This is a genomic window from Tsuneonella mangrovi, assembly GCF_002269345.1.
Classification (GTDB): Bacteria; Pseudomonadota; Alphaproteobacteria; order Sphingomonadales; family Sphingomonadaceae; genus Tsuneonella; species Tsuneonella mangrovi.
In genome coordinates, this window is sequence record NZ_CP022889.1 from 393,141 (window position 1) to 405,785 (window position 12,645).

The 12,645-nt window shown below is 62.7% G+C and carries 12 protein-coding genes and 1 tRNA gene; 6 read left to right on the forward strand and 7 right to left on the reverse strand.

What is annotated here, in order from left to right; genetic code table 11:
• Window positions 1–28 precede the first annotated feature (28 nt).
• Entirely contained in the window at window positions 29–526 is a 498-nt protein-coding gene (locus CJO11_RS01895) for a DUF2165 family protein (RefSeq protein ID WP_095011193.1), read from the forward strand.
• 4 nt (window positions 527–530) lie between these two features.
• Here the strand turns inward: CJO11_RS01895 and CJO11_RS01900 are convergent, their stop codons facing one another.
• From CJO11_RS01900 to CJO11_RS01910, 3 genes are all read right to left on the reverse strand, one after another.
• Entirely contained in the window at window positions 531–1,376 is an 846-nt protein-coding gene (locus CJO11_RS01900) for an alpha/beta hydrolase family protein (protein ID WP_150124957.1), read from the reverse strand.
• 62 nt (window positions 1,377–1,438) lie between these two features.
• Complete coding sequence (gene recN / locus CJO11_RS01905; RefSeq protein ID WP_095011195.1) at window positions 1,439–3,103, reverse strand: DNA repair protein RecN; 1,665 nt, start codon at window positions 3,101–3,103, stop codon at window positions 1,439–1,441.
• Window positions 3,104–3,139: 36 nt separating this feature from the next.
• The gene (locus CJO11_RS01910; RefSeq protein ID WP_095011196.1) at window positions 3,140–4,486 is read right to left on the reverse strand and encodes a GGDEF domain-containing phosphodiesterase; all 1,347 of its coding nucleotides are present in this window, start codon (window positions 4,484–4,486) and stop codon (window positions 3,140–3,142) included.
• Window positions 4,487–4,613: 127 nt separating this feature from the next.
• Between CJO11_RS01910 and CJO11_RS01915 the strand changes: the two genes are divergently transcribed.
• Window positions 4,614–5,402 carry an NAD kinase gene (locus tag CJO11_RS01915; RefSeq protein ID WP_095011197.1) on the forward strand — a complete coding sequence of 263 codons (789 nt, stop codon included), beginning with the start codon at window positions 4,614–4,616 and terminating at the stop codon, window positions 5,400–5,402.
• 72 nt (window positions 5,403–5,474) lie between these two features.
• Window positions 5,475–5,549: transfer RNA gene (locus CJO11_RS01920), tRNA-Asn, on the forward strand.
• Window positions 5,550–5,556: 7 nt separating this feature from the next.
• Here CJO11_RS01920 and CJO11_RS01925 read toward each other — a convergent pair.
• Window positions 5,557–6,297, reverse strand: a complete 741-nt coding sequence (locus CJO11_RS01925; RefSeq protein WP_095011198.1) for a sulfite exporter TauE/SafE family protein — start codon at window positions 6,295–6,297, stop codon at window positions 5,557–5,559.
• Between the two features lie 66 nt (window positions 6,298–6,363).
• On the opposite strand from CJO11_RS01925, the gene CJO11_RS01930 reads away from it, so the two are divergent.
• Window positions 6,364–6,978 carry a GNAT family N-acetyltransferase gene (locus CJO11_RS01930; protein ID WP_205651086.1) on the forward strand — a complete coding sequence of 205 codons (615 nt, stop codon included), beginning with the start codon at window positions 6,364–6,366 and terminating at the stop codon, window positions 6,976–6,978.
• Here CJO11_RS01930 and secA read toward each other — a convergent pair.
• The gene (secA, locus tag CJO11_RS01935; RefSeq protein WP_095011199.1) at window positions 6,975–9,746 is read right to left on the reverse strand and encodes a preprotein translocase subunit SecA; all 2,772 of its coding nucleotides are present in this window, start codon (window positions 9,744–9,746) and stop codon (window positions 6,975–6,977) included. The genes CJO11_RS01930 and secA overlap by 4 nt on opposite strands.
• A gap of 114 nt (window positions 9,747–9,860) precedes the next feature.
• Window positions 9,861–10,136, reverse strand: coding sequence for a hypothetical protein (locus CJO11_RS01940; RefSeq protein ID WP_150124958.1), 276 nt, complete (start codon window positions 10,134–10,136; stop codon window positions 9,861–9,863).
• A gap of 127 nt (window positions 10,137–10,263) precedes the next feature.
• On the opposite strand from CJO11_RS01940, the gene argJ reads away from it, so the two are divergent.
• A complete protein-coding gene (gene argJ / locus CJO11_RS01945; RefSeq protein ID WP_095011201.1) occupies window positions 10,264–11,490 on the forward strand; it encodes a bifunctional glutamate N-acetyltransferase/amino-acid acetyltransferase ArgJ in 1,227 nt (408 codons plus the stop codon).
• Window positions 11,490–12,302, forward strand: a complete 813-nt coding sequence (locus tag CJO11_RS01950; protein ID WP_095011202.1) for an inositol monophosphatase family protein — start codon at window positions 11,490–11,492, stop codon at window positions 12,300–12,302. Before argJ ends, CJO11_RS01950 begins: the two co-directional genes overlap by 1 nt.
• Here CJO11_RS01950 and trxA read toward each other — a convergent pair.
• Window positions 12,299–12,619: a thioredoxin gene (gene trxA, locus CJO11_RS01955; RefSeq protein ID WP_095011203.1), complete on the reverse strand. Its 321-nt coding sequence runs from the start codon at window positions 12,617–12,619 to the stop codon at window positions 12,299–12,301. The two genes, CJO11_RS01950 and trxA, sit on opposite strands and share 4 nt — an antisense overlap.
• Between the last annotated feature and the right edge of the window lie 26 nt (window positions 12,620–12,645).

The following is a 12,645-nucleotide window of genomic DNA, read 5'->3' on the forward strand; positions in this document are numbered from 1 at the left end:
ATCGATGGACTGACCGTAGGGGGAATCGATGATCGACCGTACACTCAAATCGCTGTTTTCGCTCGCGCTTGGGGTCATGGCGCTGTTCTACGTGGCGCACAATATCGCCAATTGGAGCGCTGCACGGGCCTTTTTCGAATACACGACCGGGAGGGTAGGCCACGAGGCCTATCCGGTGGACTTGCTGCCGGTGCCGCCGGGGCCACTGATCCTGCTCGGGATGCTGATCGTCTTCGCACTCGAAATCGCCACTGGCGTCATGCTGGTGTGGGGATCGGTCGAGTTATGGCGGGCCCGCAAGGGGGATGCTGCCGCTTATCAGAAGGCCAAGGTCTATTCGAAAGTCGGCATCGGCTGCGCGGTTCTCAACTGGTGGGGCCTGTTCCAGGCGGTCGCCGTGGCCGGATTCCAGTTGTGGCAAGCCCCTTTGGGCGAAGGGCCATTCTATGGATCGTTCTTCTTTGGCGCGATGAACATGATGCTGCTGATCTATCTTGGCCAGAAAGAGCCGTCAGCCGATGGGTGACGCGCTATTCGCCGTGTAGCACCTTCAGCAACGCGGCCTCGTTCTTGGCGAATGTCTCGTCGCCGGGAGTGACGATGGCGAAATGGCTGGCGCCGGGGTTTTCGACCACCGAGACGCCTGCGCCAGCCACGCCGATCGCTTTCAGCGTGGTGTCAGACGGCGATGGCAGGACCGCCTGCACAAACATGACTTGTGCGAGCGCCGGAGCATGGGTTGCAGGCGAGATTGCCGTGTAGCGTGCAGGCACCTGCTCATTCGTTCCACCCATGAATGGATCGACCGAGGGAAAGTCGCACAGTTTGTCGAATGCTTCGCGCTCGGCCCCGACATCGCCGGGCCCGTCGAACACAATTGCCGCGCGCGCTGCCACCGGTTCCTGTGGGCCAACCGGACCATCGGCACCTTGCGGCTCGCCAAGCCACAGGGCCGGTAGAGCGCCCGCCGAATGACCGACCAGCGTCACCCGGTTGCGATCGACCGGGTATTTCACCGCGATTTCGTCGATCAGCGATGCCGAGGCGCGCCAGTCTTCGAACGAACCGGGCCAGCCTCCGCCGTCGCCAACTTCGCGATAGTCAACATTGAGGCTGGCGATGCCGTGCTGCTGCATCCAAGCCGCGAGCGGCGTCATATAGGCTTGCGTCGCGATCCCGGCCTTCCAGCACCCGCCATGATAGATCACCGCAAGTGGGAATGGTCCGCTCCCCACCGGCAATCGCAATTCACCGAATGCTCGCTTGCCCGAACCGTAACGCAAAACTGCATCGGGTTTGCCCGCCGCCATGTGCGCATCTGTCCCCCAGAGGTTTTCGCCCGCATAATAATCGGAGGATTGCACTGGAGTGGTCACGGAAGGGCTACTCGCAGCGCATCCGCTGGCAACGACAAGGGCCAGAACGGCGAGCGCATATTTCACAAATCCTCGAGCAACCGATCGGCTTGCGCGCGCGCCTCCGGGGTGACTTCCGCGCCCGAGAGCATCCGTGCAATTTCCTCCTGACGGGCGTCATTGTCCAGCAAGCTGACCGATGTGCGGGTGACGGTTCCTTCGCTGGTCTTGTGGATCGCGTAATGCGTCCGTCCGCGAGCGGCGACTTGCGGGCTGTGCGTGACGACCAGCACTTGCCCTCCCTCGGCGAGTCGTGCGAGGCGCTCGCCGATAGCGCTGGCAACTGCGCCGCCGACCCCGCGATCGATCTCGTCGAAGATCATTGCCGCTGCCCCGCCCTTTTCCGCCAGTGCCACCTTGAGCGCAAGGATGAATCGCGAAAGCTCGCCGCCGCTGGCGATCTTGCCGAGAGGGGCGAAGTCGGCGCCGGGATTGGTCGCGATCAGGAACTCGACCGCGTCGGACCCGCTGGCGCTCCAGCGCTCTTCGGGCAGCTCGGTCACTAGCGTCCGGAACCGGGCGGAATCGAGCTTCAAAGGCGGCAACTCGGCCGCGACTGCGGCATCGAGCGCCTTCGCCGCCTCGAGCCGTGCCTTGTGCAGTATCGATGACTTGTCCCGGTAGGTCTGCCCGGCCTTTCGCGCAGCTTCGATCAAGGCATCGAGCTCGGCTTCACCGCCTTCGATCGAATCGAGTGCCGCGCGGAATTCGCGCATCTTGCTCGGTAGATCGTCGACTTCGCAGCGATGCTTGCGGGCGATCGCGCGCAATTCGAACAGCCGGGTTTCGGCACGGTCGAGCTCGGCCGGATCGTGGACCAGCGCTTCGGCAGCGTCGGCGAGCTTGTCTTCGGCCTCCCCAGCTTCAATTACGGCACGATCGAGCGCAGAGAGCGCTTCGGTCAACAGTGGGTGTTCCGCAGCGATCCGGTCGAGCCGCCGGGCTGCTACGCGCATGGCCGCAAGCGGGGAATCGGAACCTTCCCACAAATGGCGCAATTCCTCGAGATCGCCCGACAGGCGCTCGCCCTTCTGCATCGCGGCGCGGGTTTCAGCGAGGCGCGCTTCCTCCCCGGCTTGCGGTTCGATAGCTGTCAGTTCGGCAAGGTGCGCGATCAGCAGGTCCTGGTCGGCCTTGGCATTCTCCACCCGTTCGCGGGCCGCGGCCAAGCGATCTTCCGCTGCGCGCCAAGCCATCCAAGCTGCCGCTACTCCCGCTACATCGGCTCCCGCAAACCGGTCGAGCAGCAAGCGGTGCCCGCGCGGATTGACGAGCCCGCGATCGTCGTGCTGGCCGTGCAATTCGACCAGCGCAGCAGACAAATCACGCAGCAGCGCGACGCTGACGGGTTGGTCGTTGACGAAGGCCTTGCTCCCTCCGTCCACCTTGAGCGAACGGCGCAGGATCAACGGCTCGCCCGGCTCGCACTCGATTTCTGCATCGTCGAGAACTTCAGAGACGGTACCTGGCAACTGCGCGAATTCAAACGTTGCGCTCACGCTTGCCTTGTCTTCCCCAGCACGCACCAGCGAGGTTTCCGCCCGATTACCGAGTACCAGTCCAAGCGCATCGAGCAGGATCGATTTGCCCGCCCCCGTCTCGCCGGTCAGCACGCCGAGCCCGCCGCGAAACTCGAGCTCGAGCGCCTCGATCAGCACGATATTTCGGATAGAGAGCCGGGTCAGCATGATAGGGTAGTTCCCTAACCCAACCCGATGCCCTCGTCACCGGGGCAAGCCAGCCTTGCCAACAGCGGCTTTTGCAAGCGCGGCAAACTCTGCCGCATTCACCGGAGGCGAACGCAGGAAGCCCTGGAACAGTTCGCAACCTTCCTCTGCCACGATTGCCCGCTGCTCTTCGGTTTCGATACCTTCTGCGATTACCTTCAGTTTGAGCGCGTCGGCCATCGCAACGATCGCCCGCAAGATTGCGCGATCACGTGCATCTTCGACGATGCCGGTGATCATCGACCTGTCGAGCTTGAGGTAATCGAGCGGCAGCAACTTGAGATATCCGAAGTTGCAGAACCCTCCGCCGAAATCGTCGAGCGCGATCCGCATTCCGCCCTCTGCGAGCCGGCCGAGCTTCTCTGCCGCATTCTCGAGGTCGGTCAGCAGGACGTGCTCGGTTATCTCGAGCGTCAGGCGCTCAGGCGGAAAGCCGGACTCAGATACCAGCGCGGCAAATTCTCGGGCAAAGCTTGCGGTCGCGAGATCGTTTGGAGTGACGTTGAGCGACAGGCGCAGCGGTGCAGGCCAGTCCGCCGCGATCGCCAGCGATCGCTCGGCGATGTGGCGCGACAGGTGCGCGACATGATCGGCGCGCTCGGCAATCGCGAACAGCGCCGCTGCACCGATCCGGCCGATCGTGGGGTGTTGCCAGCGCGCAAGTGCCTCTCCACCGACCAAGCAACCGCTGGCGAGTGAATACTGGGGCTGGATGGCGATCTCGATCTCGTCGCGGTCGAGCGCGGCCAGCAGGTCCGCCTCAAGCTCGGCACTGCGGTGACCAGGCAGCGCATGGACATGTCCGGCCCATGCGATACGCGCCGCTGGCAGGTCCTTCGCCCGTTCGAGCGTCGAGGCGAGGCGGTCGAGCACGTGCTCGCTGCGCTCGCCAGGCAGCACCCGGACGAGCGCCAGGCGGGGCCATAGCCGCACCGCTTGCGTTCCACCGGGAATGGAAATTGGTGCGGCGACCGCGTCGGCCATCGCTTCGGCCAGCCATTGCCAACGCTCGCGGCTGCAGGCCTCGCGTGCGGCGACGAGGAATTGCCCTCCCCCGGCCCTGGCGACGAGCCAATCGCCTTCCTCGAACTCGTCTTCGGCCATCAGCCGAATCCGCCGAGCCACTTCGACGAGGGCGCTGTCGCCGACCGTCTCGCCATAAGCGAGGTTGATCGTGTCGAACCGCCCCAGCCCGAGCATCATTGCCTGGACCGGGACTCGCCGTGTGTCTTGCGCGGCAGCCCCGCACCACCGGTCGAGCAGCGATCGGGCATGATCCGCATCCGCAAGGCCCGTGAGGGCATCGCGCGAGGAGAGGGCGGGTTGATCGGGCATCGTCGTCATCGAGCGTAGCCTAGATCGATTGAGCGAAGGTTGCGCGGCGCATGTGTGGTGCGTTGCCAAATGGGACAGCGCCGCTTAGCTTCGGAAACGACGCCAAGGCGGGCGTGAATGCGCGAGAGGGGCACAAGTGACTGGCCAGCAAGAATTCAGCCGCCTGGCGCTGCTCGCTTCCGATACGGAGCGTGCGCAGGAGGCGGCCTTGGTACTGCGCGATGCATTCGACTGGGTACCGCTGTCACGGGCTGATGCCGTGGTCGTCCTCGGCGGTGACGGTTTCATGCTCCAGACGCTTCACGGGATGCTCGATTCGAGCCGGATTGTACCGGCCTACGGGATGAATTGCGGGACGGTCGGGTTCCTGATGAACCGCTATCGCAGCCCCGCCAAGTTGCTCGACCGGATCGCGAAGGCAAAGGCATTCCAGATTGCCCCGATCAAGATGAATGCCACCCTCCGTGATGGAAGCAGCGTGGAGGCGCGTGCAATCAACGAAGTTTCGCTGCTGCGCGAAACCCGCCAGACGGCCAAGATCGAAATCTCGGTCGATGGAAAGGTGCGCCTGTCGGAAGTCGTTTGCGACGGTGTGTTGTTGGCAACCCCGGCTGGATCGAGCGCCTACAACCTGTCGGCCAACGGACCGATCCTGCCGCTCGATTCGCAACTTCTCGCGCTCACCGCGATCAGTGCATTCCGCCCGCGGCGATGGAGCGGAGCGATCCTTCCCGAGCGCAGCCAGGTCACTTTCCGCATCAAAGAACCGGAGAAGCGTCCGGTATCCGCTGTGGCCGACCAGCACGAATTCCGCGACATCGCCGAAGTGCAGCTCGAGATCGACCGCGAGAACCAGCTCGTGCTGCTGTTCGATCCCGGCCACGCGCTCGACGAGCGGATTGTGGCCGAACAGTTTGCGGTGTGAAAAACGCCCGATTCACGGGGTTGCCAAAGGTTCGAAGCGCCCATATAGGCACGCGCCTGCCGACACGGCTGCTCCCCGATAGCTCAGCGGTAGAGTAGGTGACTGTTAATCACTTGGTCGTTGGTTCGAATCCAACTCGGGGAGCCATTTTCCGCTAAACTCCCAGCAGCAAGCGCCCGCCAACCCAGATGGTCAGCGCGGCGGTCATCCAGCGGATGACCTTCTGCGGCAGGAAGCGGACCGCCAGCAGGCTGCCGATCTGCCCTCCGATCACGACCGCGAGCAGCAATGGCAAGCCAAGCCCCACGGCCTCGCCGATCCGGTCGAACCCACTCTTGGTCAGTTGGCCGACAAGGCCGAACATCGAATTCACCAGGATGAAGAACGCTGCCGTCGCGGCGACCTGTTTTGCACCGTTCCAGCGCGTGAGGTGGAGCAATGGCGCAAGGAAGATACCGCCGCCGATCCCGACGAGGCCAGCGAGATATCCGATGGGCGCGGCGATAAACGGCATATACTTGGCCGCAGCCATCGGTTCGCCTTCGTTGGCGGACGAGCGCGGCAAGAGCAGCGTGATTCCCGTAAGGACAAGGCTTGCGCCGAGAATCGTCAGGAAGGCCCCTTTCCCGATCGGGGTCAAACCGCCGAGCAGCGCCGCCGGAGCGGCAATTCCGGTAAGCAGGATAGCGCCTCGCCATGGGGTCAGCCCCGCCCGAGCAAAGCGGATCGAACTGCCGCTAACCACTACTATGTTGCACGCCAGCGAGAGCACCGGCAGCAGGCGGTAATCGAAACCCGCCATCGCCAGAAGCGCACTGTAGGTCGATCCCCCGCCAAACCCGACGGCGGCGTAGAGCAGAGCGGTGATGAAGAATGCGATTGCGAGACCCGGCATGGGGGCGCTCTATCGGCCACGGGCGGGCCATGCTAGGTCAAAATGGAGAGGGTGGAGGCTCGGCAGATGCAGGCAGACCAAATCGAACTTGGCGGTGAACTCCACCGCTCGCTAAGCGACGAGGCCGACAAGATTGGCGAGATCACTGCCGACGCCTTCCGCAACGATCCGATGATGGCCTGGATGGTCGGTAGGTTTCCGGCGATTTCGGCCTTGTTCCACCACCAGGCGCGGAGGATTTATACGCCGCGCGGATTTTGTTATCGCCACGCCGACGAAGGCGCATGCATGTGGATGCTCCCGGGCGGAAATACCGACTTCAGCCTCGGCGACTATGCTGCGATTGGCTGGTCGACCCTGCTCCATGCCGGCCCCGGTGCCCTGATCCGTGCGATCAAGACCGGCAACGCGATGGACGCCAACCATCCTCATTTCGAACACGCCTACCTGTTCAGCATCGGCGTGCGTCAGCGTTCGCAAGGCAAGGGATTGGGGCGCAAGCTGATCCAGCCTGTGCTCGATGCCTGCGACCGGGAGGGAATCCCCGCGTACCTCGAGAACTCGAACCCGAACAACACCGGCTTCTACCGCTCGTGCGGGTTCGAGGAGACGGGCGCGGTTATCCGGCCCGAGCCGGACAGCCCGCCCCTCGTTCCGATGGTCCGGCAACCGCGGAACTAGGCGTTCCGCGCAGCACCTTGCCCGCCCACGGCACCGTGGCAGTGTTTGTACTTGTTGCCCGATCCGCACGGACACGGCGCATTGCGGCTGATGTCCTGTCCGGCCCAGGGGTTTTCGCCCGGGCTTCCGGGGCTGGCCTGCGCCATCGGCGAACCCGCCAGGGATCCGAACAGAGCCGCGCGGGAGGCAGAGCCATCGCCGTCATTCGAATCATCGATCCCGAGCAGCGGCTCGATATGGCCGGTCAGGAAATCGGGCAGATCGGGTAGCGATTCGGGCGGCGGCGGAGCAAAACGGAATTCCGCCTTGAGCAGGATCGAAGTCACGTCTTCGCGCAGCGCATCGATCATCCGTTCGAACAGAGCGAAGGCTTCCTGCTTGTAGGCGTTGATCGGCTGCTGCTGGGCATATGCCCGGAGGAAAATAACCTGCCGCAGCGCGTCGAGCGTGGCGAGGTGTTCCTTCCAGTGGTGGTCGAGCCGTTCGAGCAGGATCTGCTTTTCTAGCCGCTTCCAGATTTCCGCGTCGGTCTGCGCGATCTTCTGTTCCATCAGGTCGTCGGTGATCTTCTGGAGCCGCTCCTCGATCAGTTCAGGTTCGAGGTGGTCCTCCTCCATCCAGTCGTCGATCGGCGGAGTGATGCCGAGCACTTCCTCGATCCGCTGCTTGAGCCCTTCGACGTTCCACTGCTCGGGATACGATCCCGGCGGGCAAGCCTCGCCCACCAGCGTGTTGACGGTGTCGTGGCGCATTTCGATCACCACGTCGTCGACCGCTTCGCTGTCCATGATCTCGGCGCGCTGCTCGTAGATCACCTTGCGCTGGTCGTTCATCACGTCGTCGTATTCGACGACCTGCTTGCGGATATCGTAGTTGCGCGCTTCGACCTTCTTCTGCGCAGTCTCGATGGCCTTCGACAGCCATTTCGATCCGATCGCTTCGCCGTCGGCCAGGTTCGAATTCATCATTCGCGCGAACAGTGTGTCCGGCCCGAATATCCGCAGCAGGTCATCCTCTAAGCAGAGGTAGAATCGCGATAGCCCCGGATCGCCCTGGCGGCCCGAGCGGCCGCGCAACTGGTTGTCGATCCGGCGGCTCTCGTGACGTTCGGTCGCCAGTACGAACAGCCCGCCGGCTTCGAGCACCTTTGCCTTCTCGGCAGCGACTTCGGCCTTGATCCGGTCGATCTCGATCTGCCGCTTGGGATCGTCTTCGGGGATGTCCCTAAGTTCGTCCTCGATACGGAAGTCGACGTTGCCGCCAAGCTGGATGTCCGTGCCGCGGCCAGCCATGTTGGTCGCGATGGTGACCGCGCCGAGTCGCCCGGCCTGGGCGACGATATGCGCTTCCATCTCGTGAAAACGCGCATTGAGGACCGAGTGCTTGACGCCTTCCTTGTCGAGGAATTCGCTGAGCAGCTCGCTCTTTTCAATCGAAACGGTCCCGACCAGCACTGGCTGCCCGATCGCATTCTTTTCTGCGATTGCCTTGGCGATGGCCTGGAACTTGTCCTGCGTGTTCTTGTAGAACTCGTCTTCCTCGTCGATCCGCTGGACCGGCACGTTGGTCGGTATCTCGACCACGTTCATCTTGTAGATGTCCCAGAATTCGGCAGCTTCTGTCGCCGCGGTGCCGGTCATGCCCGACAGCTTGGGGTACATCCGGAAGTAGTTCTGGAAGGTGATCGAAGCCATCGTCTGGTTTTCCGGCTCGATCTTGACGCCTTCCTTGGCCTCGACCGCCTGGTGGAGGCCGTTCGACCACCGGCGGCCTTCCATCATGCGACCAGTGAACTCGTCGATAATGACGATTTTTCCGTCCTTCACGATGTAGTCGATGTCGCGCTTGTACATGATGTTGGCGCGCAGGGCCTGGTCGAGGTGGTGGACCACCTGCGTATTCTCGACGTCATAGAGATTCGGCGTTTCGAGCAGGCCGCTGTCCGCCAGCAGTTCCTCGATCTTCTCCGCACCCTCTTCGGTCCAGGTGATCCCCTTGGTCTTCTCGTCGGCTTCGTAGAAGCTCTCGTCGACCCCTTTCACGATCGCATCGACCGAGATGTAGAGGTCGGTCTTGTCTTCGGTCGGGCCCGAAATGATCAGCGGGGTACGTGCTTCGTCGATCAGGATCGAATCGACCTCGTCGACGATCGCGAAATTGAACGGGCGTTGCACCATGTCGGCACGTTCGTGCTTCATGTTGTCGCGCAGGTAGTCGAAACCAAATTCGTTGTTGGTGCCGTAGGTGATGTCGGAGCCATACGACGCGCGCCGTTCCTCTTCGCTGAGGTCGGGAACAATCACGCCGATCGACAGACCCAGGAACTGGTGCAGGCGACCCATCCATTCGGCGTCGCGCTTGGCGAGGTAGTCGTTAACGGTAACGACGTGGACGCCCTTACCTTCGATCGCGTTGAGGTAGGTGGCGAGAGTCGCAACAAGCGTCTTGCCTTCACCGGTGCGCATCTCGGCGATTTCACCGCGGTGGAGCACGATCCCGCCGATCAGCTGCACATCGAAGTGCCGCATCCCGAGCACGCGGACCGACGCCTCGCGCACCGTGGCAAAAGCTTCGGGCAGGATGTCGTCGAGTGTCTTGCCTTCGGCCAGCTGGTCGCGGAACTTCTGCGTCTGTGCCTTCAGTTCATCGTCGGTGAATTCCTGAAGTTGCGGTTCGAGAGCATTGATTTGCTTGACGATCTTGTCGAGCGACTTGACATAACGATCGTTGGCGGAGCCGAAGATCGACTTGGCGATATTCTGGAACATGGGCTTTTGCGTCCTGGAAAAGCGGGATCGTCCGGATGGCGGACTTGTATTGGAATGCTCCGTCCCGGCGCCTGGCCAGTCGGAGTGAATCGGCTCAAATGATCGAGTAGTGCGCTATTCGCGCGCGCGGTCGATACCGACGCGGACCGTCGTGCCAACATGATCGAGCGACGGAAAATCGCCGAAGGAACCCGTCGCCGTACACTCGGTCGATCGGATCGCAGCCGGAGCTAGCGCCTCCAGTGATGCGATTTGCCCAACGCTTGCAGCGACTTGCCGAGCTTCGATTTGCTGCTCGGCGCCGATCGCAACCGTGCGTGCTTCCACCGGAACGCCAATCGCGGCGAGCCCGGACATGAGCGCAAGGACAGCAAGGAGGCGTCTCAGCATGATGCGGGCTAGATAGTGCCGCCGGGTTAATTAGTCCACCGTCCGGATGTGGATGCCTGCGCCCGATGATTGTTCTCGTTTGTTGGGCGTTGTTCGCACGCTCGGTCCGCACTATGCGCGCAGGCGTATGGACCTCGAACGTTCCCCCCTCGCCCGCCCCTTCCCCGATGCGCCTCCCATCACTGGAGCAACGCCGCATATTGCCCGAGCGGGATACAAGGATTGGGGGCGCTGCGACCTGACCTATGTCGAGTTGGCTGAAGGGACCGCTGTTGCGGGAGTCTTCACCAAGAACGTGTGCTGTTCGAGCGAAGTCGAACTCGGTCGCGAACAAGTGATGCATGGCAAGGCCCGTGCATTGGTGGTCAATGCCGGGAATTCCAACGCTTTCACTGGTTATCGCGGGCGCGAAGCGGTCGAGCAGATCATGGTGCAAGTCGCCGAACATCTCGGCTGCGCACCCGGCGAGGTGTTCGTATCCTCCACAGGGGTGATCGGCGTCCCGCTGCCCAAGGACAAGGCGCGCGAGGGCGTCAAGAATGCCCTGTCAGCCGCCGAATGCACCTGGGAAGACGCAGCCCTCACGATCGGCACAACCGATACCTTCGCCAAAGGCGCGTCCGCCAGCGCAATGATCGGCGACACGAAGGTGCAACTGGTCGGGATCGTCAAGGGCAGCGGGATGATCGCACCGGACATGGCGACGATGCTCGGCTACATCTTTACCGATGCTGCGGTCGCGCCCGCGTTCCTGCAACAGCTGTTGTCGGCGGCGAGCGATGCGACGTTCAACTGCATCACGGTGGATTCCGATACATCGACCAGCGACACCGTGCTGGCATTTGCCACCGGCAAGGCTGGCAATTCCGCGCTGTCTTCTTTCGACGATCCCGGCGCGGATGCGTTCGCTGCTGCCCTCAATGACGTGTGCCGCCAGCTCGCCCACCTCGTCGTGCGCGATGGCGAAGGCGCGCAGAAGTTCGTCGCGGTGAAGGTATCCGGAGCGGTTTCCGATGAAAGCGCTCGCAAGGTCGGCCTGGCCGTCGCCAACTCTCCACTGGTGAAAACCGCTATCGCCGGCGAGGATGCCAACTGGGGCCGCGTGGTGATGGCCGTCGGCAAGGCGGGTGAGCCCGCCGACCGTGACACGCTCTCGATCGGGTTCGGCGGAATCTGGGCGGCCAGGGACGGTCTGCCTTTGGCGGACTACGACGAAGCGCCGGTCGCCGCGCATCTCAAGGGTCAGGACATCTCGATCGAAGTCGATCTGGGCCTCGGCGAAGGCCGTGCCACCGTGTGGACCTGCGACCTGACGCACGGCTATATTTCGATCAACGCCGATTACCGTTCCTGATGACTGCACTCGACGAAGAAATCCTCTCGCTCCTGCGTTTCGCCGCGGAAAATTCGGTGATGCCGCGCTGGCAAAACCTCGCCGAATCCGAAATCGAGGAAAAGGCAAAGGGCGACCTCGTGACCGTAGTCGATCGCGAAGTCGAAGAGTTCCTGACCGAAGCGCTGACCAAGCTTGCACCCGGGGTTGCCGTGGTCGGAGAGGAAGCCGCAGCCGCCAATCCTGCGGTTCTCGAGCGCCTGTCCGATGCGTGCTGGATCATCGACCCGGTCGATGGCACGCACAACTATGCCCACGGACGCACTCCGTTCGGTATCATTGTGGCTTTGGCCGATGGCGGAGAGACGATCGGCGGGTGGATCTACGATCCGGTAAACCAGCGGTTCTGCCATGCCCGGCGGAACGAGGGCGCTTTCGTGAACGGCGAGCGGATCGCTTCAACTGCGACGGGCGAAAACATGCCGATCGCGGCGATCTCCAAGCTATTCATCACTCCCGATCAAGTCAAATGGGTCGAGGAGCACATCGAGCCACATTTCCGGCTCGTCGAAATCCCGCGCTGCGCCGCCGAGCAATATCCCCGGCTCGCGCTCGGCGAAAACGACATCTCGAGTTTCAACCGGACCCTGCCGTGGGACCACGCGGCCGGTGTCCTGTGGCTCAACGAAGCGGGCGGCAAGGCAACCCGATACGACGGCGGAAGCTATCGCGTCGACGAGCACGCACGCCCCGGATTGCTCGCGGCATCGAGCCCTGCACTATGGGACGACTATCGCAAGCTCATCGAACCGCTTGTCGGGAAAGCGCCCTAGAGCTCGCCTTCGAGCCACTGCTTGAGCTGGCCCTTGGGGGCAGCGCCGAGCTTCTGGGCGACCGGCTTGCCATCCTTGAACAGGACCATCAGCGGGATCGACTGAACGCCGATCTGTCCGGGAACGCCGGTGTTTTCCATGATGTCCATCTTGGCGATGGTCACCTTGTCAGCCAGTTCGTCGGAGATTTCCTCCAGAGAGGGGGCAATCATCTTGCATGGGCCGCACCAATCTGCCCAGAAATCGACCAGCACGGGTTTGCCGGATTCCAGCACGTCGGACTGGAAGCTGGCGTCGGTGACTGCGATGGTTGCCATGAAAAATCTCCTGGATGTCTCTTCGT